Below are 25,687 nucleotides of genomic sequence, written 5' to 3'. Positions count from 1 at the left end.
ATGCAAGACCCAGTAGACGGCATTTTGCGGCAGTGGAGTGAGGCCAGACCTGATTTGGATTGTTCTGCGATGGGAGTTGTCGGACGCTTGCGCCGGGTCAATCAAAGTTGGCAAAAGCAGCTTGAAACAGTGTTTGAGGCACATCAGTTGAGCTGTATCGAGTTCGATATTCTCGCGACGCTAAGACGCAGCCAAATGCCACTGACGCCAACGGAGTTGTATCAAACCCTGATGTTATCGTCCGGCGCGATGAGTACTCGGATTGAAAAGCTGGTGCAACGTGGTTTGATAGAGCGGATTGCCAGTGAAAACGACCGCCGTAGCTGTAAAGTACGATTGTCGGAAGAAGGCCAGTGCGCGCTTGATGCCGCACTCGAGTCGCATGTAGAAAACATGAATACCATGTTGGATATGCTGGAAGAGGACGAGAAAACTCAGTTGGCCATGTTATTGAAAAAAGTATTGGTTGCCAATGTATCATGACCGAACCGGCGCTCCATGGCGCCGGTCGGCCCGAACAAGTTTACGGTCAGAGTATCGGAAAGGCGGGGGTGTCTTTGCCTTCGGTTAGCCAGTTCACCCACAGTTTCTGGTCGCTACCTTCCAGCAACGTCGCGAAGTTACGTGCGCGAATGTATTTGTCTGAACCGTATGGCCTTAGCATATCGGCGACAATGTGATGATTCTCATCCAGATATTCTGTACGGTCATTGGTAATTGCGCAGATCCCCAGCCATTGCATATAACTTGGCGCTGGGTGCACGATGCCGGATGACACGACCTGATGCACTGCACGATTGTCAGCACTGCGCAGATCGCGGATAACTCCTAACGCGCCAACATGCACATCGCCGGATAAAATCACACTGCGCCCCTGACGCCGTGTGCCGCTGTCCAGCAGATGCATGATCAGGCGTGAACGTTCTCCTTCATGCTCTTTCGCTCGCCAGTGATCTTTGAGGTCGTCGGTCAGCTCCTCTTCCCATGGCGTAGCATCCACGGCATTTTCGGCAAAGGAAAAGTCCCGGTACACAACCGGGACGGCGCTCATGACCAGCAGAGTCTGGTTGTTGTTGTGCTTTAGATATTTCGTGACGGACTGCCACTGAGCGGATCCCATGACTTGAGACAAGGTGCGTTCAGAGCGATTGTCCAGCACCAAAATATCGTAGCCGTGAAAGCTTAGGGCGGCGCCATAGTGCGTGCGAGGCTGGTTATTTGCTGACATTAAACTCTGGTTATGCACGCCCCGGATTTGTAGTAACTCGAAATGTTTGCGCGCGGAACGGAAAATGGCCTGATAGACGTCACATGTCTGAATGTCTTCTGGATAACTGCCCCAGCCATCGAAGATATCGTGGTCGTCCCACATCATAATCGACGGAATAGAAGCCAGCATGCTGGCGATGGGTTCTTTGTTCCAGCGGTCGACATACAATTCACTGTAGAAGCGATCAATTTGTCGAGTCATATCCTTAGTGGCCCGGCGTTTTACCTTGTCTTTGCGATCGAGTTCATTCCAGCGTTTCAATGCGGTGATTTTGGTCCAGATCGCATCGGCGTATATCTGATCGCCCCCCATCAGGAGTAGGGAGAATGGTTCACGCTGGTGCTCCTGTGCCATGGTTTCCCAGAGCCGAAAAGGTGCTTCGGTGCTGTTCATCAGGGTTAAATCCGAGAAGCCGTTACACGATGCGTACGCAAACTTTGGTTTCTCTTTGTCGCCAGGAACATAGAACGACCAGCGCTGCTTGCCACGCTGATCGAGTAGCGTCAGGCCATCTTGTTGCAGGGTATAGTCAATGGTTTCCTCGCCCGCAGAATCAATGTTGAGCTCCATGCGCCATACTTTGCCATTGTCGATCTCCCCAATCAGCTGGGCTGGTACGGGTTGGTGATGCGGATAGCTAACATTTACCGAGCCTGCTGATTGGTCGGTAACCACCACGACCGTATAATGGTGGTCTGATTCCAGTCCCAGGATCGGGCCAAGAACAAGCTTTTTATGCATACTGACTTCCTTTATTTTCTGCTTGTATTCAACGAATGACGTCTGCCATCACTGAGCTGACTTTAGAAACCGTATTAAGTACCTTTGCTACGCTTTCAAACTGCTCGATTTGGTTATTCAGATCGTCGCGAGCCTGCTGGCTCTGGCGACGCAGTTCACCCAGCAAATGCATCACATCAGCCACCTGACTGGTGTCTGTCAGAGAGGCACTAACCAGATCATAGTACTGCAATCTCAAGGTACGCTGTTTGTGCCACAGTTCGTCATACTCCCGACTTCCTATGGTCATGACGGCCATCAACTGATTGATTTGAAGCAATGTTTCGTACAATTCATTTCTTAGCTCGGTTTTATCCATGGTTCAATTCCTCATTCCGGACAACGGGCGGAGCGGGCTCCAACCACTATCTGATTCGGGCAGGTTTGCATCATTTCTTCGAGGGAGGCGAACATCTTGTGAGTGGCGTGCAGTTCGCTGACCGATTTCTTCAGGGCATCAGAGGTGAAACGATCCGCGGCGACTTCGGTGGCGATGACATGATGTGCTCGGGCCATTTCGCGCAGCGCGCTGGCGGTTGCTTCCACCGACGCCAGGCTAGCCATCATGGCTGAATACTTGTCATAGCTTTGCTCAACCGCCTCATGCCGCCGTAATAAATCACTGCGTGATGTGTTGTTGACCGCTGTCAGGTAGAGCGACAGCTCAGTATCACGCGCGATTTCAAGCCGGCGAATAAAGTCCTGACGGAGGATATCCGCTGCCAGACGTTCGGTCAGTTCTTGCACCAGCGGATCCGCGTCCATGACAACGGCTTTGATGGCGTCGGCACGTTTGTTTTGCAGGTAAGTGGCGCTGAGCTGGCCGATCACCCGTCCACCGGTCGCGCTTTGATCTTGGGTCAGTAGCGTTTCTGACTGGAGTTTTTCGTACGATTTGTTCAGCGTGTTCAACGATTCAATCAGTTCCACACTGGCCAGAGCAACCGCCTGATCGCTGGCTGTCATACTCAGATGGAACAGAGACTGCGCATACTGGTGCAGTGCTTGATTGGCCTGAAACAGGGCGACCGCGTTAATGTCTGGCAACCCAGATCTCGCCGCTCCGGCTAAGGCATCTTTGGTGACGCTGTGTGGGCTGGTGGTCAGAGTCGCCAGCTCTTCGTTGCGTGCTGAGCGGTTGTAATCATCGATAAGTGTTTGCACCCGAGATGTCACCTGAGTGGCATCTTTACTGTAGGCTGCAATATAGGCGGTCGGTGTTGTTGAGCAGGCGCTGACCGCCAGCGCCATGAACAGCCAAGCCAGGCGTGCGCCGCGAAAGAGTAAAGGAGGTGTCATCTGCGTGATATCCTTTCAATGCGTATGGGAAAGAATAAGTATGACCATAAATGCATATTAATGATGTGACTCTGGTTAAGAAGTGCTCATTTTATGAATGCATTCGCGAGCGGGGCGATGTTTCAAATGAAACCTGTGTGCGATAAGATATGAAAGTTAATACGTAACGGAGAAGACGGTGAACTCAAGGCAAAATGAAATCCTGCAGGTCGTGAATGATCGCAAGCGCGTGCAGGTGACGGAACTTTCTGACTTGCTCGGCGTGTCAGGAGTAACCATCAGGCAGGATTTGAATGTTCTTGAGCAACAGGGCTATTTAAAACGGGTACACGGTGCCGCAATGGCACTGCAAAGTGATGACATGGATAGCCGTCTGACGGTTCGTTTTGATATAAAGCAGGCGTTGGCTAATAAAGCGGCGGATTTGGTCGCGGCTAATGAAACGGTTCTGATTGAAGGTGGAAGTGCGAATGCTTTGTTGGCGCGTACTCTGGCAGAACGTGGCGACGTGACCATTATTACGCCGTCAGCGTACATTGCGCATTTGATACGCAGTACATCGGCCAATATTATTTTGCTCGGTGGTGTTTATCAGCATCAAGGGGAAAGCCTGGTGGGGCCGTTGACCAGGTTATGTATTGAAAATATCCATTTTAGCACTGCCTTTCTGGGCATTGATGGCTATCATCAGGATACCGGATTTACCAGTCGCGATATGATGCGTGCCGATATTGCGGCGGCGATTATCGCCAAGAAACGGCGCAATATTGTTTTGACCGATTCGAGCAAGTTTGGTCAGATCTATCCGTCGGCTATCGGACCAACCAGTGCCGTCTCTGTGCTGTTGACAGACGATGCCGCCCCTGAGGGCGACATCGAGTATTTAAGCCAGAATGGTGTCTCGGTGATTCTGGGCTAGAAGTCGAAACGAAAGTTAACGTTTGGCGTCAGCAGTGACGAGCGTTCACGCGCCAGATCTTTGCGCTGCGCACGAAGCCTTTCCAGCTTCTTTGAATCGCCTTTATCTGCTGAGGAAATCTGACGGTCAAGATCGGCGATTTGGTTATTCAGCTCAGTCAGCCGTTGCTGACGCTGGTATTCCAGTTTGCCGAGCTGATAGTTTTTCAGGAATTGGTCGCTATCGCATACGCCGTAGTAAGTTCGCCCTTGAGAGCCGACCACGTAACCGTTGTTGGGTGCGCAGTAAAGTCGTGTACCCTGAGAGAAACCCTTTTGCCATGCCACTTTATCCACCACAATGTTGGCTTCCGCACAATCGGAGGCGTAATCATTGACGATGTTTGGATTATTGCCGTTCTGGCCGTCCCGATATCCGGTTTGATACCAGTCTGCTGTCTGACACTCTTCCACACTAATACTTGAACAACCGGCAAGCGTGCTTACCGCAAATAGAGCCATCAGCGACGTCTTCATGCTGATCCATTCCTCTGTTGAATAATAGACTCACAGCATAATCGAACAGTGTTTAATTGTTAAGACATTATAGAAAAATATTTTAGCTGATAAGGTGCTGGTTATACTTGGCTAATCCTTTGACGTTTCAGGAATTTAACCGGGGAAAAGCCGGTAACCAGCATGGTGCCGCCAAGCACCAGAGCGGTGCCAGCAATGGTGTTAAAGCCAACGGGTTCATCAAGGATAAGGTAGCCCCAGAAAATGCCAAAAATTGGGATCAGAAAGGTGACGGTCAAAGTGGACGTAGGGCCGATATCACGCACCAGATTAAAATACAGCAGATACGCCATGCCAGTACAAACCACACCGAGCGCAACCACGGACAGCATTTCTGTACCGGTTGGGGTCTGTTGCATCGGCACAAAGGGCAGGAGTGGCAGAACCCATAAGGTGGCTGCCCACATGCTGCCGTGGGAGTTGTCGAATGAGGACACTTGTGGCGCATTTTTGGTGTAGTTGGTTGCCAGTCCGTAGCTGGTGGCTGCCAACGTTGCGGCGATCATCGGTATCAGTTTGTCGTAACCTGAGACTGATAGATCCCAGCCAACCAGAATGGACACGCCTGCAATACCAATGAGCATTCCGAGAATTGCGGATTTGGTCAGTGGTGCCCGGTGCCACAAATAGCCGATCAGTGCCCCCCATATAGGGGCTGTGGAGTTTAATATTGATAAGGTTGATACGTTCAGGGTTTGCGCCGCGTAACCAAACAACAGGAATGGCATCGCACTGTTTATCAGGCCAAGAATCATGAAATGGCGAATATGCTGGCGAGGGGGCAAGCCTTTACGTAAATACAACGCGGCGAGTAGCAAACTTAACGCCGCAAAACCGACGCGAGCTTCAATCAGATACGCCGGGCCAAAGCTGTGAGCAGCAATACGCATAAATAAAAAGGAACCGCCCCAGATGGCCGCGAGGCCGAGAAGTTGAAAAAAACTGACTACAGACATACCTATCCTTGACTCATTTTTGCGCGCTCACTGCGACGTTATCGTATTGATTTCAATGTGAACTAAGGCGAGCGATTTATCAATCGGAATCTGGGTTGCAGTTCCGGATCTGGCGAATGTCGGTTAATGCCAACGAATCTTTACAATGTAAATTCGCCATTAACACCCATGATGGTGACGATAAAAATCTCGCTCTGCGACGTACACTTAGTTAAGTTATAGTAACGGGATGTTAACTCGGGAGTTCCCGGATGAATCTGATAGTGCACATCCAGAAAGGGGTGAGAAAACAGGGTTATGAAATGGCCACTCGTCAGGCTTGGCGTTGTGGTATTAAAGCCAACCTGGTCAAACGCGTTGTTGGCGTGGTCAAAGGGCAGATCGTGTGTGTGGTGGAAGGCGTCAGAGCGGAATTGTCGACACCACTCAACAATCCGCTTCACACCGATGAGTGTCAGGGGCGTTATATTTTCATTGGTGGTATTTGTTGGGAACCCAACGACATGATTGCGCCCGGTTTCCCTGATTTTATGTTTATGCATCTGCGAAACATGGGATCGAAGCACCGCTATATGACTGACGATGAGTTGTTTTTTAATCTGGCCTAAATCGTCCTTATTGAGCATCCTCAATCGCCTGCGAAAAAAAGCCACCGTCAGGTGGCTAATTGTTAGGGGACTTATTATTCTTTTGGACAGTTTTCTGCAGACCAACTACTGCCGTCATCGGAGCATTGGTAAGTTCGGGTGCCGTTTTGGTAAAAATGCTCCTGCGTCCACAAACCACTGGAGTACCGCATAGTCAGTATCCCGGTGTAATCGTTGGTGCCGTTCTTGATGTACTGATATTTTTCACGAGACCAGCTATCAGCGCCATGATCTTGTGTATTGCTCAGTTCCGCTGAGAGGTTACTCAATACATCAAGATCGCCTCGCTGATAGCTATCCAAACGATCTTGCAGGTTCACCAAATCCGGATATTTCGGGTTCTTTTGGTAGTAGTAGTTTCCTTTACTCAACAACATTTGATCTCGTTCATTGTCGTAAATCGCAGTGTAAAGCTGTTGTGAGTAATCGTTGCCGACATTGTTGTTCACACACTCCTGCCAGCTGTCTTCGGTGGCGTCGGTGAATGAGCGGTTGGCGATGCCATAAATGGTCAGGGCATTGGCTTGTGGTTGCTGGGCAAACGTTTCATCAATCAGGCAACGATAAGTACCGGACGTTGTCCCCAGATACAGCCAGGCTTCTTTGCTGTAAGTTAATCCATCGACCTGTTTGGTATTGCGCTCAATTCGCTCCTTGAGTTGCAATGGATTGTCCAGATCAGCGCTCACCTGCTGCGTGATGCTGCTGAGCTTGTTGGCATAAAGAACAGTTTCTTTGCGATACCATTTGTCGACGGTTTGTTTTGCCGTGTAGTCCCAGTATTCCCAATAGTAATCCACATACGCCCGTTGTGCCGTCGGGTAGGCCAATTGCAGCTGTTTGGTTTCTTCGTATGAGCGCTTGATGGCTGGCATCAAGTTTTGCGCCAGTTGATACAGCTCGGCACTTTGACTTTTCACAAAGTCGCCATACAAGTCGCTGACGTCAATGTTGTAGCGCTGCGCAATACGCAGCTCTTGCTCTTTGATATTTTGGACAATTTGATTCTGGCTGTTAATAGCCTGTTTCAGCGCCTGACAACTGTTGAGAGACTGCTTGTGAATGTCTTGCTGAATCTGGTTCCACAATACCGTGGTTAATGGCGTAGTGGACTTGATGGTGGCGTTATCACTGATGGCTTTGACCGGCGGGTACACCAGCTGGTAAGCCTCACTGATTGGGGTGTCTGGATGGTCGGCATCAATAGCGCCAACAGGGACATTGACGACGATCGGCGCGTAGTCGACGCAGTCTGCGTTGCCCCCAGTGATAGCCAGCCGGTAATTCCCTTCCGTATCCGTGATGTTGCTCGGTTCACCGCTGTCGAGTTGGCCGTTGTAGTTCAGGTCCAAAAATGCCGTGGCGCCTTTGATGTAGCCGTCGATTGCGGTCCCGGATACGCTGCGGGTGGTTGGGGAAGGGGCTGGTGTGCTGTTGTTGCTCCCGCCACCGCCGCCCCCACAAGCTACCAAGCTTGCAAAGACAGAAAGAAGAATCAGGTGTTGAATATTCATTATTTTATCCTGTCATCGATGGAAAACCGGGTAAGCCCACGACAGGCTTCCCGGTCAGTAGATTACTTGACGATAGAATCCACGTGGGTAATGACCATGCCGCTGGGTACGTTGCTGAGGTCGGATAGCAACACAGGTTGGTTGTTGGCCGAATCCAGTTTGTACGCTTCGTAGTTGGAGGCGCCTAAGTAACCTTCACCAGCACTGACGTACACTGCGTTGTTGGCCGCGACAAGTGCTTTATCAAAGGTGATGACTTTGTCAGAAGTAAAAGTAAACAGGTTGTAGTTTTTTGAATCACCCGTTGATTTGTTGACCTGGCGTACTGCCAGTGTTTTACGGTTATCTGACTGGCAGATAAAGAAATCAGCGATGTCTTTCGTTGCCAGGTTTCCGTTGAAGTATGAGGCGTCGGAATCATCGTAGATGGTTTCTGTGGTACCGCCAAACGTGACTTGACAGGTGTTGTCATTCACCGAGTAATCCGTAGTGGTAATCGGGTCAATCAGCGCTGCTGGCACTTCACGGGTGTTGATCAATAGGTCGGTACTGCTGTCGAGCTCCAAGATAAACAGCTTCGTGCTAGAGTAGTATTTGGTGTAGATAAATTCGCTGTTTGCCAGAGTTGAGTTAGCAATGGCAAGCCTCTCGACATTCTCTTTGGCGACAAAGTTATACGCTTTGTTGTCTTTCAATGAGTACAGTTTGATGTTGTAGTCTTTGACATCAGAGACCAGATAATCGGATGTTGCCTGCTGCCAGCGTGTGCTCCCTGTCGATGCGACTTTTTTCACTTCGGGTTCGCCGTTGGCACTGTTCAGGCCAAGCTGATACACGTCGCCTGTGGTTGAAATTGCCAGAGTGTAGTCTGAAAGGTTATTGGTCAGATCACCGCGAGCGAGGATTTTTTCAATCGTAAAGTCCAGTTCTTTCACGACGCCTGCCTGATTGGCAAGCGCCAGTACATTTTTCGAGGTACTTTCGTTTGAGCTGCGGTTGACGTCTACGTACTGACACGTGGATTCGCTGTATTTGGCTGGGATACCTTCAATGTTCATTAAGAAAAGCGGTTGATTCCCCAGTTTCTCCAAAGTCATCGCGTTGTCATCAGCGTAGTTTGTTTTTGCTTTTAATGACGGAGTAAACGGTGCGAGCTGACATTTCGATACACTGTTGCTGGGTTCGGCAGACAAACTGTAGTCAATGACCTGATCCTGGCTGTCCATTAACAGACGGTAGTTGGCAGGATGAATCACGCTTTCGCCAACTTGACCCAGATTCAGGATAGCGCTGGCCTGGTAGTAGTCTTTGAAGGCCTGGGACAGGTCGTACTTTACTTCACCAGTTTGTGCTGCGGGTTTGCTGTCACTGCTGCTTCCGCCGCCACCGCCGCCACATCCACTTAACACCAGGCTCGATATTGCTAATAAGGTTATTGTCTTGTTCATTCTGAATCCTGTACTTTTTATTAAACAGTGTTTTTTATAGAACTCAGATCGTACAAATTTTATGTGGATTAAAACACGAAGGGATGATGCCGGCTCTTGCCTGTTTTTAGTGATGGTTTTGTGATTTTGTATCTACCTTGTTAATGACTTGGTATGAAATGCCCTCTTTACATGTGAGGGAATAAAGAGGGCAGAGGGAGGGCAATAAGGCTATTCGATGGTGATGCGTTTGTGGGCGATCCCCGTATGGCAGTCGATACAGGTTTCACCACGTTTCTCCATCAACTCATGATTCAGTCTGGCTCGCTGAGGCTGCTGGCTCAGATCGAAGTTGTCGCCCACGTGACAATGTCGGCAGTTTGCCGAGTCGTTCGCGACCATGTCGTCCCAGACCATATGCGCCAGTCGAGGGCGCTGTTGTTCAAAATTCTCCTTGGTGATGGTGCCAGCCAACATGTAGTAGATATCTGCAGTGGCCATGATTTTGACTTTCATTTTATCGACGAACTCGTGTGGAACATGACAGTCAGCGCAAGTCGCCAGAACGTGTTGCTCATCAATGTAATGTGGCGAGGCTTTATATTCCTGAACGATGGTGTCCATTTTTAGGTGACAACTGAAACAAAACGCATTCTGGTTTGATGCCACCATCACACCCTGAAAACCGGCTAAGCCGGTAAGCAGAACAAATATGCCTACTGGTATGCCGAGCAGCAATGGCTTCTTCAGCCATCGCCATAATCGCTGTTTCCTGGACAACGCATCATTACGGGAGGTGTTGTTTCCCATGCTTCCTCCTCAGGAGGCAGGTAGGTCTACCTGCCGTTCCGGAGTTGTTAGTTGCTTTCATCCAGATAGCGGGCTTTAAAGGCCGCTTGCGCTTCTTTGCGGGCACGCTTCACTGATTCCGGCTCCTTGCCACTGAACCATGCGTGTTCCGGGCGTTCCAGGATCTCTTCCAGCACTTTTCTTGCTCGTTTGGCGCCTTCGATATTACCAGCGTGTTCGGCTTTCTCGACGGTTTCCAAGTACTGAGGCACCATTTCGATGTAGAAACGCTCGGCGACCTCATACAGGCCATGCCATTGCACGTAGTCCGGAGCCTGCATCGCTGCGCCGTGGCGTGCGCGACGGCCTTCGTGGTGCCAGAGGTAGAACCAGGTCCATTCAATTTCTTCGTCAAATCCGGTTTCTGTCAGCATGCCTTCTTGTTGCAATGTGGCCATCAGGGCTTTCCCTGGCTTAGCGAATTTGTCGTTGTACAAATTGACCAGTGAATCGAACTGTTGATAGAAGTTATCTACCATCGACTTGGTATGGCAGGACTCACAAACGTTCTGCATATCGGCACGGCGGTCCTGCCACGATTTCGTTGCAACACCCATGGCTTTGTCTTTTGCATCGATTTTTTCCGACACAGCCGGGCGCAGTGTCCAGGAAATCCGGTTGCCGACATCGTGTGTCACAGGCAGCTCTCGCGTCGCGGACATATGGCAGGTGGCACAGGTTGGTGCGGCGTCGTAATCTTCGCCGACGATCCATTTGGCGGAGTCCATGTTCATGCGATCCACATGCGCGAAGAAGTTAATTCCGTGTTTGGACTCTTCGTAGATCTCTTTTTGTGGATGATCTGGGCCCAAATGGCATTTTCCGCACGCTTCCGGACGGCGTGCTTGTACCATGTCGAATTCGTGACGCTGGTGGCAGGCACTACAGGCACCCAGGGAGCCGTCTGGATTGATGCGTCCGATCCCGGTGTTGGGCCAGGTGGCCGGGTCGAGATCGCCGTTCTCAAGTACTTTGACCTCTGAGCCATGGCACTGCCAGCATCCATTGACCGCTGCGGGAGACGCACCATTAAAGCTCAACGATCCCTCAACCACTTCTGCAAGGAAATTATCCAGTGAGCCGATGATTTTACCTGCATTGGCATGGTGACTGGCGGAAAACTCAGAGACTTCCTGACTATGACAACTGCCGCAGTCTTTAGGCGAGACAATTACAGCAATGTCAAAACCCTGGTGCTTAATGGCGTCAGGATCCTTCGGTGAAGCTTGGTGGCATTCGTAGCAACCTACGTTGGCACCGTAGTGCTTCGAGCGGCCCCATTGCGCGTACAAAGACGGGTTTTCGTCTTTATGACATGCAGCGCATTCTTTGCTTTCGGCGCTGAGCTGCTCAAAAGGTTTCATGACCAGCGCTTTAGGTTGCGCGGCCACATGAGAAGATAAAACCAGTGTAATTATTGCCAGAACCACCACCAACCAAAGTGTCCCGGGCCTGTTAGTCAACCGTTCAAATTCCATAATGAACCTCGTTCACAGGGATGCAGTACGTTGCTGCAAAGTTGTTTTCTATGGCGACTGCTTTACTTTCCGTTTCTATTCTATAAGTGGCATGTATAAGCCACAAAAATAGTGTGGTTAAAGTGTAACCAAGATAACGTTCTCGGAATAAAAATAACCCTAAAGGGGTAGGTGTAACGGGCGGTTAGATAAGAGAAAAGCGGGATGGTGAGGAAAAGACAACAGGGCCAGTCGGCCCTGTTGTTTAATGGTTTGTCGACTATGCGACTTTTGTCTGGCGCTCGTAATGTTCGCCGCAGAACGTGTCGTGCAAGGCACAAATACTGCTTTCGTACTTGTCGTCATCCACCACAAACTGAACGCTGACGTTACGCATAGAAGAGTGGACAGCAATTGGCGAAATACTCTGGCCTGTCAGAGCCAGGACGCCTTTGCTCAGCACCTCGTTAGTATTGATGTAAGCACCGATGACGGCGATCAGCGCAACCATAGAGCCGGTGATAGCGGCTTGTGGGAAGCGTTTTTCTGCCTGATAGAGCAACTCATTGAGACTTTTGGTGTTACCACTCAGGTAGTAAGTGATCGAGTTCGCGTTCATCTCTTTGCTCACCAGTTTTACTCGAGCGTCGGAGATCATCTCCATCATGTCGTAACTGACATTGTCGACTGCTCCCACCATGCCCTGATCAAAGATATGCAGCGCAAAGACTTTGCTTTTACCGGCGATGATCTCGATCTTGTCGCTATTTGGCTTAAACTTGGTCGAAATCAGTGTGCCCGGGTGGTCCGGTTCAAAGGTATTTTTCACCCGTAACGGGATGTCTTTCTGACGCAATCCTGAGGCCGCATTCGGGTGAATAGCCTCCATTCCCAGGTTGGCCAGCTGGTCAGCAACGTCAAAGTTAGTCTGTCCCATTGGGTGAACATTTTCCGGTCCGACGATACGCGGATCTGCACTGCTCAGGTGGTATTCTTTGTGAATGATTGCCTGCTCGGCGTCCATCAGGCACGCGATCCGGCTGAACGTCATTTCACTGTAGCCACGATCATAGGTTTTCATCAGGCCCGCTTTACAATACGCATAACCCGTAACGATCGGTAACTGATTGGTGCAGTCGATGTCTTTCATCGCATCAGAGATGACTTCATCGAGATCGCCCTCGAACTGATTTTCCCAACCGGATAAATCCACAAATTTGGCGTTAATGCCAAGTGTTTTCAGTTTCAGTGCCAGGTTATAGGCACTGTGAACTTCGCCAAGTGATGCCAGAAATTCACGAATCTGGGGCAAGTACTGGCGCAGGGTAAACTGGCTATACTGACAAGTATCGAGAATGTTCTCGACGCAGTTGGTCGCTTCGCTGATGCGAGCACGGATGAATTTATCCGCGCGGATACGATTCATGGGATCGGCAAACAAGTTCTCGTTGATCATCAACATACGCTGCTCAAGATCGGCCATCGACTGATGCCAGTCCTCATCCCGTTTGGCGATCATCTGGTAAACCCCAGGTTTACCGGAACGCTTACACTCCAGCAGGCCGTCGGTAATGCCGCCGTAGGCGGAAACCACGAACACGCGGTTGTAGGGAGATTCTGGTTTCAGAATAATGTTGTCGATCACTGCATCGAATGCAGACATGGAGGTACCGCCGATTTTCTCTACGGTAATAGTCATCATTGAGTCCTTGGTTGTATTGTGTTCTCGTTCAAATAAAAAGGGGCTTTCGCCCCTGATAAGAGGTTATTCCACTAGTGGGTATACACCGTTTTCGTCGTGTGTTTCGGCACCGGTAATCGGCGGGTTGAAGACGCAAGCCATGACCATGTCACCACCGTCAAATGCGCGGAGGTAATGCTCATCATGCTTGTCCAGAATGTAGAGCGTACCCGGTTCGATTGGATAGGTTTTATCGCCAATCACTTCTATTTCGCCACTGCCGGACATGCAGTACACCGACTCCTGGTGGTTTTTATAGTGGATGTGCGTATTGGTTCCCGCATAGATCGTCGTGATGTGAAATGAGAAACCCATTTTGTCGTCTTTCAGCAGCATGCGGACACTTTCCCAGTTGTCTGCTACCACGCGACGTTCACTGTTTTGACATTCTTCCAGGGTTCTTACGATCATCTTTTACTCCTTAAGACGCTTTACGGGTGAGTTGAGGGGCGATAGTGTCGACCGCCTGCTCAAAAATATGCAGACCCTGTTCAAGTTCTGACTCGCTGATGGTCAGCGGACAGAAGAACTTCACGACTTCGTCGTCTGGGCCGGCGGTTTCAATGATCATGCCATTTTCGAAACACTCGCGCGCAATGGCGGAAGCGATTTCGCCACGGCTACACTCGATTCCTTGCATCATGCCGCGACCCTTCAGGCGGCTGAACAAGCTCGGGTATTTACGCAGTGTGCGCTGCAATGCACGGGTAACCTGCGATGCTCGCTCGGCGATGTGTTTTTCAAACTCATCATTGGTCCAGTACGTTTCGATGGTTTTCGTCGCCGTTACAAATGCATGGTTGTTGCCACGGAATGTACCGTTGTGCTCGCCGGGTAGCCAGATATCCAAATCCGGTTTCAGCAGTACCAGCGCCATCGGCAGGCCGTAACCACTGATGGATTTCGACAACGTGACGATGTCTGGTTCGATGTCCGCAGGCTCAAAGCTGAAGAAGGTACCCGTTCGGCCACAACCTGCCTGAATGTCATCGACGATCATCAGAATGTCGTGTTCTTTACAGAGTTTGTTCAGGCGCTGAAGCCATTCGTTCGAGGCTGCATTCAAGCCGCCTTCACCCTGAACGGTTTCCAGCAGCACTGCTGCCGGTTTGTCCAGACCACTTGAATTATCGTTCAACATGGTTTCAAACAGTTGCAGACCATCAATGCCGGCATAACCTTCAAAAGGCAAACGACTCATGCCCGACAGAGGCATGCCCGCACCGCCACGGTGGTGTTGGTTACCGGTAGCAGATAAAGCACCCGTGGTACAGCCGTGGAAACCGTTAGTGAAAGTCACAACGTTGGTACGCTGAGTGACCTTGCGCGCCAGTTTCAAAGCGGCCTCGACCGCATTAGTACCTGTCGGGCCAGTAAACTGCAGCTTGTAATCCAGGTTACGCGGCTTCAGGATGTATTGGGTAAACGCAGTAAGGAATTCCTCTTTGGCAGCAGAGTGCATGTCCAGACCGTGGGTCAGACCATCGCTGTCGATGTAGTCCAGAAGTACCTGCTTGAGGATAGCGTTATTGTGTCCATAGTTCAGCGAACCGGCGCCAGCCAGAAAATCAAGATAGCGCTGGCCTTGGTTGTTGTACAACCAGCTGCCTTTCGCTGAGGTAAATACGGTTGGAAAACTGTTAGCGTATGAGCGTACATTTGACTCTTGCTGATTAAAAATATCCATTGTGGACCTTTTCTTTTCCTTTAGTGAGTTAAGAGTTTGTCAGTGGAATGCGATACAGATACTCAGTATCGTGTTTGCCTGCAAAGTGTTCGTCTTCATCAAGGAAAGTCGTGACTTTACCTTGATCGCCATTGGCCCGATCCAGTTTCTTAAACAGACCCCAGGAGCTTTGGTTGTCTTCAGTGATGGTGGTTTCTATCACCTCAACCTGCTCGACTGATTCGCGTTCCAGCAGTTGGTTTAGCATTCTTAAGGCCAGGCCCTGTCCGCGATAACGCGGCGAAACAGCGACCTGCCAGATAAATAATTCTTTGTCGTTTCCTGGCTTGAGATAGCCGGAAACAAATCCGCCAATATCGCCACCTTTCTCGGCCACCACACAGGTGCGTCTGAAATGCGATGCCTGGAGGAAGTTGCAATATGCTGAGTTGACATCCAGCGGTGGGCAGGACGCAATCAACTGGTGAACTCTCTCTCCATCATGCTTGTCTGGCATGCGAAACAGCCAGGTGGGTTCTTCCTTGGTTTTAATTTCTGGGTACATTACCCAGGGTGCTGACGTGATCATTGTGTACCACATATTGTTTAAAATTCATTAGAGTTCGAATTAAATTTGCATTTAAAGGATACATAACTGATTGAGTTGATCAAGTTGTCAAAGTGACTTTAAGCGGTAATTTTGTATTAACTATGTGTTTTTAATGAATATTAAAATTTTATTTAATTTGTCATGTAATTATTAGTCATGTAATCAAAATGACATGTTTTCACAAATTTGGTGCAAGAGAGAGGATTTGAGTGGAGAAATGTGTGACGAGGAAGGCGCCGTACTTTCCTCGTTATGGAGGAATTTAGCGGTTATGAGCGATCCACAATTTGAAGAACTCGCTGTAGCCGGTTTTCCGGATATCGATACCCTGAACCTCCACAGTGCGGTAGACTTCTTCGCGGCCGTTGAACAGCGGCAAAAAACGATAGCTCTGGTAAAGATCTTGCTCAATTGTTTCCAGCGCTGCTTGTGGATAAGAACTGGCCAGCGCCTGCTGTACCCGACGTTCGTGATCCCGGCGTTCCTCGTCGCTGTATGCGAAACGCAGCCCGGAAGAAATCAGCAACCACTCATACAAACCGAACTCATAAGGTTGTTCAATGATCTCTTCAATGAACAGCATATCTGCCTGTTCTCTGACGGTGCTGGGGTCGCTGATGTTGTTCAGATCGAGTATCTCCAGCGTCAGACCGGTCAGACGAATGGTGTGATGCAGCCACTGAGCGATCTCCTTGAGGATGGGCAGCGTCAGCGGAGGCTGAGTTAAGACCAGTCTGCCACTCAGTTGAGGGATATCGCTGGGGGTATCTGGTGTGATTGCCGGAGAAAAATTCAGCCCGATAACGGCATTATCCGGATCGTGATGACGGCGTTGCTGATCGATAAAGGCCATCAATTGAGACAAAGTTGTTGGAGAGATATCCGCTCCGGCTCGGTAGTTGGCCGTCAGATAACTTAATGCATTGATGACAAATGATTCTTTCTCGCCCTCATGATCATTGAAGCTCAGGTATTGCTCAGCAAGATCGCCGTTACTGGAAAGCGTGATGCTTTCCAGCAGCGCCCGGCGACAGAAAAACTGATGGTGACGTTTCAGTGTCAGCTGCTCGTTATCCCAGCTGGCAATCGCAAAAGGCCCGCTGCCGACAAAAGCCGCGTGGCTCGCGGAGAAGTGGACGCTGCGTTTGCGATAGATGGAGGCATTGCTGGAGCACAGAGCATACAAAAACAAGGGATTGGGGTACGCCAGCGTCAGGGAGACCTGGCGTAAACCACTCACTTTGGCCTCTTTGACCTGTTCAAACAAGTGCTGAACCGGTCCGTCGACCTGACACAAACGTTGAATGCAATACACCACATCGTCAGCAGTGAGGTTTTGTCCGTCGTGGCAAATGACGTCGGGGCGAATCCACAGTGTGATGGTGTTCCCGGTCATCTCCCAGGTATGTGCAATGCAGGAATAAATTTCGCCGTCGTCACCCTGCCGCAATAGGGTTGCATAGATACTTTTAATGACCTGCATTTCCGCCAGCCTGTAGGTACTGACGGGGTCGAGCACATCAACCCAGGGGTATTGTGCGATCAGCAGATGATCGTCGGACTGGTTTTTGTTGCTCTGGCATTCGGTGGCGATCGACAGCGCCGTTACCGCCATGCTGCCATAGCTTTCCAGCAGCCGAGTGATCAGCGTGAAACGACCACTTTGCAGTTCGGATGTGATCAGCTCAATCAGTGCTTCGTTGACGTCACGAACAACGGTGAGTTTGCTGGTTTTTCCCCGGCCGACAGAAGGGCTCCAGTTGACCCAACCTAACTCAGAGAGCGATTTCATGATGTTGGAGATGTTACGGCGGGACGTTGAGAGCGTGGCCTCAAGATCTTCAATAACTAAATCATACGCTTTGCCCGGCTCATACCGGGCCAGGAGTTGTTGAAGTCTTCTGACGTTTGCTTCGCTCACCGTAATTCCAGAAAAGATTGTGTTATCAGGATCATAGACGAAGATATGGCGTCATGCGCATCTTCGTCATAAAGGGTTCATCCATAAACCTTATCTGTACGGATCCTTGGGACAGATTCATCAATATGATGCATGATTTATAAAACTAAAAACAGGAATATTTACAACTTTGGACTGCATTATTTTTCGCAAATTATGCGGCTGTATTCAATTTAGTGAGATTTTGCCAGGCCGAAGCCTGGCGAAATCGTGGCTCAGGCAGGGATCAAATGGAGCTGTTTTTCCAGCCGATGCCCGATGAGCAGCATGTAAAGGCTGGCCGTGAGTACGATAGCACCAATGATCACAAAGCCAAGATCGGTGGCACCTACATCGGCAAGGAAAGCAATCAAAATGTAGCTCAGACTTTGCACCGAAGTGGCAAACATCGCCAGGCCACCATCAACCCGGCCGCGCTGCTGGATAGAGATGGTGTGGTGCATCCAGTTGGTCCGTGCGATCCGGTTGAGGGCGTTAAAGAAGCCAAACCCGAGCGTCAGCATGATGATGTAGACAGGCTGCATGAAACCGCTCATCGCTAGCAGTAACACCCCCAAAATAACCATAGAATATTGCATAATTTTCTGATGTGGGAACAGCGTCAGGATACGGGAGACCAGCAGACCGGTCATGAGTGAGCCAAGACCAAACGCAATGTTATACCCGGCCACCCAACTGCCGGAGACATTCTGTTCTGCAAACCAGATCGGCACCAGCTTACCAAGGTAAGTCAGAACCGGATACGAGAGGCACGAAACCAGCAAAAAAGCGTAGAATGTCGGCTGGCGGCGGAAAATCATTTTGCTTTCGGCCAGTTGGGCCATGAACGGTGTTTTGGTCGACTCTCGCAGTTGACGGTGATAGGGCGTGAGCACGTAACTGATGGCGGAAATGGTGGAAGCCACGGCGGCAAACAGAGCAAATTCCACCACGCCCCACATTTCCAGTAGAATGACCCCAATCGCGCCCGCGCCCAACGTGGTGCCCTGCAAGACAATTTCCTGATAGCCGGAAATGCGCGCGTACTCGTGTTTGGCGTAGTTTTCTTGAGTGAAGGCATTGTTGGCATTCCAGGCCATATTACTGCTGACCCAAAACAATAACTGTGCGGCCGCCAGTAGCCAGATACTGCCTGCGTCAAACCAGTAGGCCACGAGTACGGTAAATGCGGTGGAAGACTGAATAATCTGAACCATAATCAGCAGGTTTTTACGTGAATGGCGGTCAGTCAGAGTGGAGAAAAAAGGCGTAAGGACAAACGAGACCGCAGTACAGGCGAGAGCAGTGAGGGCAACAAACGCCCCCATATTGGGTTGTTTGAGCATGATCCAGGGGAGGGCCATCATGAATAAGCCAGAACTGATGCCGTCGAAGAACCGCCCACAAAGATAGGGAAGGGTTTTGTCTTTCATTGTTATTCTCCGTAGAGTATTTGAGGTCGGCAGATACTTTAATACCTAAAGTTAACTTGAGGTAAAGCCTTTTTTCTCCTTGAAGACACGCTGTGTGATGTCGAGGTGCTCTGACGGCGCATTGTCAGAGCTCTTCCCTATGAAATGGCTTGGATGTTTAAGCCTGGCTGAATCTTATCCGAAAGGTGTTCTTGTCTTGCGTGCGCGGCAGCAGGGTAATGCTGGCGTTGTGCAATTGCGCGATATCTCGAGTAATCGACATGCCGAGACCGGCACCATCGCCCTTTTCCGTATTGGCGCGATAGAAGTTGTCAAACAGCTTATCTCTGGTTTCATCGCTTAGATTGGCCCCGTTATCCGACACCGTCACATCAATACCGTCGGCGTGTTGTTTAATCACGACATCAATCACACTGTGATCACCGGAATAGCGGATGGCGTTGTCGACCAGATTGCGGAACAAAATGCCCAGCAGCACTTCGTCCCCGTCGATGGTGACGTTGTCGCCCTCCAGACTGAGGGTTTGGTGATGACGCAATGCCAGAGGAGCTAAATCGGCGACCACGCTTTGCAGCAGCGTTTTCAGCTCACAGGGCTGTTTGTGTACATTGGTGATGCTTTCCACTTTCGCCAGCGTCAGCAACTGATGCAGCATCCGGTCAGTACGATCAATCCCTTTGAGAATGTTATCCAAATCCTGCTCTAACTGATGGCGAGTTTCACTGTTGATGGCATTTTCTGCGTTCAACCTTAGAATGGTTAACGGGGTTTTGAGTTCATGGGCGGCCATGCGGGTAAAGCGTTTCTCCCGTTGCCACGCCTGTTCCAATTGCTCCAACAACTCGTTTAAGGTATCCACCAAGGGTGACAACTCCAGGGTCTGGTTTGCCACGTAGATTCGGTCAAGTTTGTGGGCACTGCGTTGGGCGATGGCTGACCGCAGCTCAGAAATCGGTCGAAAGTTTTTGTCGATCAAAAATATCAGCAGCGCCATCAAGGCCGGGATCAGAATCAACTGAGGCAGAGCGGTGGACAAAGCGATTTCATCAATCATCTCCTGACGAATGCTGTGTTTCTCCGCAACAACCACATACTCATCCGCGGTTGCGTGCAACTGAAAGAAGCGCCACTGCTCACCTTCGATATCCCGGTTGCCAAAGCCGGCAAACGTCGGTGCTGGGCTAAGTGGGCCGACTTGCTTGTTAGAGCTCCACAGCAACCGATCGTGCTGATAAAACTGAAACAGAATATTTTGTTCGTAGGGGTGACCGTAAGTCGTGTCTTTGTCATCGTCGGCGGCGGACAAACGCCGGATACTGTTCATCCATTGATCAAACTGATGCTGGTGGGCCTCATCAGTCAAAGTCGTGGCAGAGACCGAGGTGGTGAGTAACAGCAGTTTGGCCGTTTGACCCAAACGCGCATCATACACTTCTTTGATTTCATGCCGGGCTGCCTGAAAGCTGTAATACAGCGACAATATCACCAACGCCAGCGCCAGCAGGATCACGGATCCGGTCAGGCGACGTTTGATTGAAAAAACAGCTTTATTTTTCAATGATGTACCCCACGCCACGGATGTTTTTGATCATTTTGTCCGGCACCTTTTTACGTACGTTGTGAATGTGAACTTCGATGGCGTTGTCACTGCTGCCTTCATCCCAACCGTGCAGAGATTGTTGCAGTTGCTCTTTGCTCATCACCCGGCCTGCGTTGGTCATCAGGTTGGCGAGGATCTTGTATTCGTTGCGTGTCAGTTTTAGGGGAGAGTCTGCGCTTTTGATGGTTTGCTCTGATAGCGACAATGTCAGCGGACCGACCTGAATCACCTCGTTGGCACTGCCTGACTGGCGACGGATCAAGACGCGCAATCGGGCGAGCAACTCCTCCAGAGCGAAGGGTTTGCCGATGTATTCATCTGCGCCACCGTCGAGCCCTTTGACCCGATCATTGATGTCGTCTCTGGCGGTGAGGATCATCACGGGAAGATCGTATCCTGCAGTACGTATCTGGCGCAGTACCTCCAGACCGTCGATATCCGGTAGGGTCAGATCAAGGATCACTGCGGTAAATTGCTCCATTTTCAGCGTCACAGTGACGCCGCTGCCTTGCTGAACCCAGTCCACCGTGTACCCATGGCGGCTGAGCGACGTCACCATGGATTGCCCCAGCAGGGCATCATCTTCAACCAGTAACAAACGCATGTTTATTTGAGACTCTCCAGTCGTGCGGTAATCTCTTGCTGACGCCCCTGATCGGCTAACGGACGATCCGGACGTGGGGCAGCGCGCTGCGCTTTGGTCAGGTATTTGATTGCTTCCTGTTTGCGCCCGTCTTCAGCCAGAAAATCACCATAGAAATAGTTCGGATCGATACCATCGGGGTTAATTTCGAGTGCTTTTTTCAGCATGGCCTCGGCTTTGTCGTCATCGCCAAACCCGATTGACCAGCCGGGTACTTTGTAGTATAGCGAACCTAAGCTGGTGTAGGCAGACCCATCGAGTGTTTTGGGCGCTGTATCAATGACTTGTTCGAGTAAGCGTTTTGATTCTTTCGCCAAAGATAATGCCCCTAATCCACCTTTAGCACCGGCCAGCGACGCTTTGTTAATGGCCATCCATACAGTGAGGTCAGGGTTGTTAGGCTTGAGGTTGAGTGCCTGAGAAGTGTGCATTATGGCGATCTCAAAACAGGTCTGCTGTTTGTCGCTGTCTTGCACTTCATATTGGCAATGTGCCCATTCCTGTTGAATGTTGTTCAGAGCGTTGTCGGACGCAAAGGCGTTGTTGCTCAGGGCGGGGACACTCAGTACGCCGCTGATCATTAACCATGTTTTCATGTTGTTCCCTCACTGTTTGCTGATTTGATTGATGTAATGGTGAATGGTGGATTGTTGCTTGCGAATCGCGTTGGTCACGATGCCGGGCAACACTTGATTGATGCGAGCAAACAATTTTTCCGGCCAGCCGATCCACTTGGCCGTATGCTCTTTTTCAAGCATGGCGATGACATGTGAAGCTACCACCTCCGGTGCGTCACTGTGGTTACCCAACTGCTGATTCATCTGATTGACCACGGCACTGTTCAGTTCGGTGTTGGTTGCCCTGGGAGCCAGATAGAGAACCCGGACGCCAGCTCCGTCCAGCTCTCTGTCCATGGCTTCGCTGAAGCGATGCACCCCGGCTTTGGCTGCACAGTAGCTGGCGTAACCTGGATAGCCAATCGATCCGAACGTCGAACCGATGTTTAGAATAATGCCGGGGCGGCTCAGCCAAGCCAAAGCGCTCTGCGTTATCCATATCGGGGTAAGCAGATTGAGGCGGATTTCCTGCTCGATGGAGTCGCTGCTGCGCTGAGCCAGAAAGCGAAACTGATTGCTGCCGGCATTGTTGATCACGGCGCTGATACGTTGGTTGTCCTGAAGATCTTGTTGCGCTCTTTGACGCAGCGTCTCCAAGCCTTCTGCACTCGCCAGATCAGCGCTGAGGCAGTCGTGTCGCTCTGGATGAGGTAATTCTGCCTGCAACTGAGCCAGTTTTTCCGCGTTGCGGGCGACCAGTAGCAAATGAGCGCCTTTGGTGGCCAGCTTATGCGCGATCGCACGACCAATGCCGCCTGATGCCCCGGTGAGCAGGATGTGGCTGTTGTCTATCTGCATGTGCAACTCCTCATGCGGCTTGCTGAGCGGTCGTGGCTGACAAGTCACGCAGCATCTGGCCGTAGAGGTGAAAGACCATATTAGCGGAGTCGATGATGGCCTGTTGGTCCGCTGGATCCGTGACGTTATCCATGAGTGTTTCGAAAAAGCGGATGTGGCCTTGATCCAATTCACTGTGTGACGTCAGGTAACTCATCGCCTCGTCGGGCAGATTGAGCGTGGCTCTTACCAGCGAGGCCATCTGTCCGCCGACCCCGACACTGGTGCCTTCCAATACCCATACCATGCCAAACAGTGCCATCGGGTTGTGGCGGTCAATCTGGTGGTAGAGGTAGGCGACCATCAGCTCAATGGCGCTTCCCGCTTTGCCCTCGCTGCGATTCTGTCGCACGGCCTCGGCGTCCCCACCACAGGCTCGGATGTCATTCAGGATCCATTCGTGATGGCCTTTCTCTTCATCGATGTACTCCGCTAATGCTTCACGTACCCATTCGTGTTGAGCGTCCAGCTGGCCTCCGCATGCCATTAACAGAGGCACGGTATGTTTGACGTGATGGAACGCCTGAGTCAGAAACGCGATGTACATCTCACGGCTTATTTCTCCGCGGGCACACGCTTCAAATACGGGCGCCTGAAGCATGATCTGTTGTGCCGGTTGGGTTTCCAGTTTTAAGGTCTGAAAGAATGAACTCATTTTCTGCTCCTGTTAGCGATTGGACTCAGCGTTAGCGAGTGTACGGATTTCAATATTTGGTTGAGGGGTTACCGGCGCCAGTTGTTTCACCCAGGCTTCAATGTGTTGTCTTTTCGGGCGTCCGTTGTCAGTAAACCAATCTGGCCGCTGGCGCAGGTCATTGACCACGATCAGGCGTCCAATGCGGGCATAATCTGGCAATGTGGCATTCAGTTGAGCGATTTTCTCTTCCAGTGACGGCTGTCGAGTAGTCACCGCGGTCAAACTTGCTTCGGCATCGCCGGTGACAATCAAGGTGCTGCCGGGAAGGAAGATCTGAGCCTGAGATTCAATCCATTCCGGAGAAATGTTGCGTCCGTAACTGGTGATGATTTGATTTTTCTTTCGGCCCATCAGATGTACAAAGCCGTCGGTATCAATGGCGGCTAAATCGCCGGTCGGTAGCCAGGTCTGCTGAAAGGGCTCGCCAAGGTATCCGAGTGCGATATTGCCTCGTACCAGCAGCTCTCCGCTCTTATCAACACGGATCTCGACATGCTCCAGTACCTGACCGCAACTGCCGGGTCGAAATGCATGCGGGGTATTGAGGCAGACAACAGATGCGCATTCCGACAGGCCATAACCTTCATAGGCCGGAATGGACAATTGATGCGCAGTTTGCATCAGTTCAGGGGCCACCCGGGCTCCGCCGACCGCCACAAATCGCAGTGGCTCAGCCAATGCAGGTTGTGCCTGAATGATATGGATCAGCGCCATCAGCAGTGCGGGCGTTAACACTAAGCTGGCCGGCTGGTACCTAGCCAGCGCTGACGCCAGGGCAGTGGCATCGAACTGACTGGAACCGGTCAGTCCCACATGAGGACCACAGAAAATCGTACTGGTCACGCCAGCAAGCAGAGGCACGTATATGCCAGTGATGTTTTCCAACAAGGTGGAAAGGGGCAGTAGCACCAAGTGTGTTTTGTGGTGCGCGTCCATCTTTGCGGCCAGCGCTGTCGTGACGTTTGTCAGGTTAGTATTGCTCAGGCACACCCCTTTAGGAGCGCCAGTGGAGCCGGAAGTAAACGTGATTTTGCTGGTGCCGGCGAGGCGTTCGGCGTGCACTGCGAACGGATTACGCCGCACCGACAGATGACTGAGTTCCTCAATCTCGTCTCCCTGACCTGGCCAGTCACCAATCAGCAGGTCAGCACCGGATGCCAGTAAGGTATGCTGGGTTTGCGTGTCGGAGAAAAACGTCGGTACGGGCACGATGGCAATACCCGCTTGCATGGCTGCCAGATCCACCACGACCCAGTCAAGGCTGTTTTCAGCGCGTAGCGCGATGCACTGAGGTGCCAAACGACGCAGTTGTTCGGCTACCCGATCGACTTGCTCAGCCAGTTGTTGGTAAGTCAGAGAGTGCGGGTTCTGCTGTGCGTCGTGGCCAAAAAAGGCCAGTTTTTCTGGAGTCTGACGGGCATGATGAGCCAGCGCATTGAGAATAGCGTTCATATCAGCCTCCGATGACTTTGTTGGTCAAACCCTGACGCTGGGCGCGCAGTAGCGTTAACCCTTGTTGCAGGTTGCCCGCCAGAATGCGTGGTTGATGCTGGTAATAGGTTCCCCATATGGTTCCTGCTTGTGGAATGCGGCTTGGGTCGGCTTCGGCTATCACTTGCGGACGCAAACCTAAGCGCCGCATCAGCGCGTGCAATGGGTCGGTAGCGGTGAAAATGCACCATTCAAACCCTAGCTCGACTAAGGTTTCTGTCATCAGCAAAAAGTGCAGTGGCGAAATGCCATTGGTAAACGACGCCAACTGACCAAACTCAATCAACTGTGTCCTTTGGATATGGGTGTTAAAGGTGTGGCTCAACAGCACATCAGCCTGTTCATCCAGATATTGTTCCAGAAACAGCGGCTCATTGTGTGCCATGCGAAAGCCGCACAGAGATTTAATTTCGTTGTCCATCATCAGTGCCATGAAAGCCGGCATAAATGAGCACAGTCTGGCATCAAAGGCTTGCTGATAACGACGAGTGATTTGCTGTGTGACCTCTGGCCACAGCGCATGATGGTGATCCACGATTTCCAGATTGAGTGATGAAGCGGAACAGTCGTCTCTCATTCGTGTGCCCTCGTATTTGGTGAGTAATATCAAGTTAACGGGCGAAACTTAAGAAAGACTTAAGGAACAGAATTTAAATGCCAAATTAATTTATCTGACTGAAAATAAAGATAAATTTAATATGAGACTGGAATGGATAGGGTGGTTATCCTCAGACCGGGAAG

General features: G+C 50.8%; 25 protein-coding genes. 3 read left to right on the top strand and 22 right to left on the bottom strand.

Translation table 11 applies throughout. The features are described 5' to 3' along the window. A complete protein-coding gene (locus CAG65_RS05365; RefSeq protein ID WP_161452686.1) occupies positions 1-483 on the top strand; it encodes a MarR family winged helix-turn-helix transcriptional regulator in 483 nt (160 codons plus the stop codon). A 46-nt stretch (positions 484-529) separates the two neighbouring features. Here CAG65_RS05365 and CAG65_RS05360 read toward each other — a convergent pair whose 3' ends face one another. The 3 genes from CAG65_RS05360 to CAG65_RS05350 are packed head-to-tail and all read right to left on the bottom strand — an operon-like array spanning position 530 to position 3,349. Continuing rightward, entirely contained in the window at positions 530-2,011 is a 1,482-nt protein-coding gene (locus CAG65_RS05360; RefSeq protein ID WP_161452685.1) for an alkaline phosphatase D family protein, read from the bottom strand. Positions 2,012-2,039: 28 nt separating this feature from the next. Next, complete coding sequence (locus tag CAG65_RS05355; RefSeq protein WP_161452683.1) at positions 2,040-2,369, bottom strand: hypothetical protein; 330 nt, start codon at positions 2,367-2,369, stop codon at positions 2,040-2,042. Positions 2,370-2,380: 11 nt separating this feature from the next. Then, entirely contained in the window at positions 2,381-3,349 is a 969-nt protein-coding gene (locus CAG65_RS05350; protein WP_161452681.1) for a hypothetical protein, read from the bottom strand. A 178-nt stretch (positions 3,350-3,527) separates the two neighbouring features. On the opposite strand from CAG65_RS05350, the gene CAG65_RS05345 reads away from it, so the two are divergent. Next, positions 3,528-4,268 (top strand): DeoR family transcriptional regulator, encoded by a 741-nt coding sequence (locus CAG65_RS05345; protein ID WP_161452679.1) that lies wholly within the window; start codon positions 3,528-3,530, stop codon positions 4,266-4,268. Here CAG65_RS05345 and CAG65_RS05340 read toward each other — a convergent pair. Then, a complete protein-coding gene (locus CAG65_RS05340) occupies positions 4,265-4,783 on the bottom strand; it encodes a DUF2799 domain-containing protein (protein ID WP_161452677.1) in 519 nt (172 codons plus the stop codon). The genes CAG65_RS05345 and CAG65_RS05340 overlap by 4 nt on opposite strands. A 101-nt stretch (positions 4,784-4,884) precedes the next feature. Next, entirely contained in the window at positions 4,885-5,778 is an 894-nt protein-coding gene (locus tag CAG65_RS05335; RefSeq protein WP_161452675.1) for a DMT family transporter, read from the bottom strand. Positions 5,779-6,029: 251 nt separating this feature from the next. Here CAG65_RS05335 and CAG65_RS05330 point away from each other — a divergent pair, with 251 nt between their 5' ends. Further along, positions 6,030-6,386 (top strand): hypothetical protein, encoded by a 357-nt coding sequence (locus CAG65_RS05330; protein WP_021706116.1) that lies wholly within the window; start codon positions 6,030-6,032, stop codon positions 6,384-6,386. A gap of 74 nt (positions 6,387-6,460) precedes the next feature. Here CAG65_RS05330 and CAG65_RS05325 read toward each other — a convergent pair whose 3' ends face one another. From CAG65_RS05325 to CAG65_RS05250, 17 genes are all read right to left on the bottom strand, one after another. Next, positions 6,461-7,939: a hypothetical protein gene (locus tag CAG65_RS05325; protein WP_161452673.1), complete on the bottom strand. Its 1,479-nt coding sequence runs from the start codon at positions 7,937-7,939 to the stop codon at positions 6,461-6,463. 62 nt (positions 7,940-8,001) lie between these two features. Continuing rightward, on the bottom strand, positions 8,002-9,387 hold the full coding sequence (locus CAG65_RS22050) for a hypothetical protein (RefSeq protein ID WP_202599273.1): 1,386 nt from the start codon (positions 9,385-9,387) through the stop codon (positions 8,002-8,004). Positions 9,388-9,597: 210 nt separating this feature from the next. Continuing rightward, the gene (locus CAG65_RS05320) at positions 9,598-10,176 is read right to left on the bottom strand and encodes a NapC/NirT family cytochrome c (RefSeq protein ID WP_161452671.1); all 579 of its coding nucleotides are present in this window, start codon (positions 10,174-10,176) and stop codon (positions 9,598-9,600) included. Between the two features lie 47 nt (positions 10,177-10,223). Beyond that, complete coding sequence (locus CAG65_RS05315) at positions 10,224-11,693, bottom strand: multiheme c-type cytochrome (protein WP_161452670.1); 1,470 nt, start codon at positions 11,691-11,693, stop codon at positions 10,224-10,226. Between the two features lie 259 nt (positions 11,694-11,952). Continuing rightward, positions 11,953-13,371 (bottom strand): aspartate kinase, encoded by a 1,419-nt coding sequence (locus CAG65_RS05310; RefSeq protein WP_161452688.1) that lies wholly within the window; start codon positions 13,369-13,371, stop codon positions 11,953-11,955. A 66-nt stretch (positions 13,372-13,437) separates the two neighbouring features. After that, positions 13,438-13,824, bottom strand: coding sequence for an ectoine synthase (locus CAG65_RS05305; protein ID WP_161452668.1), 387 nt, complete (start codon positions 13,822-13,824; stop codon positions 13,438-13,440). A gap of 10 nt (positions 13,825-13,834) precedes the next feature. Next, on the bottom strand, positions 13,835-15,100 hold the full coding sequence (gene ectB, locus CAG65_RS05300; protein WP_161452666.1) for a diaminobutyrate--2-oxoglutarate transaminase: 1,266 nt from the start codon (positions 15,098-15,100) through the stop codon (positions 13,835-13,837). Between the two features lie 28 nt (positions 15,101-15,128). Then, entirely contained in the window at positions 15,129-15,680 is a 552-nt protein-coding gene (gene ectA, locus CAG65_RS05295; protein WP_021706124.1) for a diaminobutyrate acetyltransferase, read from the bottom strand. Between the two features lie 271 nt (positions 15,681-15,951). Continuing rightward, a complete protein-coding gene (locus tag CAG65_RS05290; RefSeq protein ID WP_161448700.1) occupies positions 15,952-17,610 on the bottom strand; it encodes an ABC transporter substrate-binding protein in 1,659 nt (552 codons plus the stop codon). A gap of 254 nt (positions 17,611-17,864) precedes the next feature. Continuing rightward, positions 17,865-19,061, bottom strand: coding sequence for an MFS transporter (locus tag CAG65_RS05285; protein ID WP_161448704.1), 1,197 nt, complete (start codon positions 19,059-19,061; stop codon positions 17,865-17,867). Between the two features lie 157 nt (positions 19,062-19,218). Next, positions 19,219-20,619, bottom strand: coding sequence for an ATP-binding protein (locus CAG65_RS05280; protein ID WP_161452664.1), 1,401 nt, complete (start codon positions 20,617-20,619; stop codon positions 19,219-19,221). Beyond that, positions 20,609-21,265: a response regulator gene (locus CAG65_RS05275; protein ID WP_161452662.1), complete on the bottom strand. Its 657-nt coding sequence runs from the start codon at positions 21,263-21,265 to the stop codon at positions 20,609-20,611. Before CAG65_RS05275 ends, CAG65_RS05280 begins: the two co-directional genes overlap by 11 nt. 2 nt (positions 21,266-21,267) lie before the next feature. Beyond that, positions 21,268-21,900, bottom strand: a complete 633-nt coding sequence (locus CAG65_RS05270) for a tetratricopeptide repeat protein (RefSeq protein WP_161452660.1) — start codon at positions 21,898-21,900, stop codon at positions 21,268-21,270. Positions 21,901-21,909: 9 nt separating this feature from the next. After that, entirely contained in the window at positions 21,910-22,719 is an 810-nt protein-coding gene (locus CAG65_RS05265; RefSeq protein WP_161452658.1) for an SDR family oxidoreductase, read from the bottom strand. A gap of 10 nt (positions 22,720-22,729) precedes the next feature. Beyond that, on the bottom strand, positions 22,730-23,413 hold the full coding sequence (locus CAG65_RS05260; RefSeq protein WP_161452656.1) for a TenA family transcriptional regulator: 684 nt from the start codon (positions 23,411-23,413) through the stop codon (positions 22,730-22,732). A gap of 12 nt (positions 23,414-23,425) precedes the next feature. Then, positions 23,426-24,907, bottom strand: coding sequence for an AMP-binding protein (locus CAG65_RS05255; RefSeq protein ID WP_161452654.1), 1,482 nt, complete (start codon positions 24,905-24,907; stop codon positions 23,426-23,428). Between the two features lies 1 nt (position 24,908). Further along, entirely contained in the window at positions 24,909-25,523 is a 615-nt protein-coding gene (locus tag CAG65_RS05250) for a thermostable hemolysin (protein ID WP_021706133.1), read from the bottom strand. Positions 25,524-25,687: the final 164 nt, after the last annotated feature.

The sequence above is a fragment of the Vibrio sp. V39_P1S14PM300 genome (assembly GCF_009904765.1).
GTDB lineage: Bacteria > Pseudomonadota > Gammaproteobacteria > Enterobacterales > Vibrionaceae > Vibrio > Vibrio proteolyticus.
This window is presented reverse-complemented; position numbering and strand designations above follow the sequence as displayed.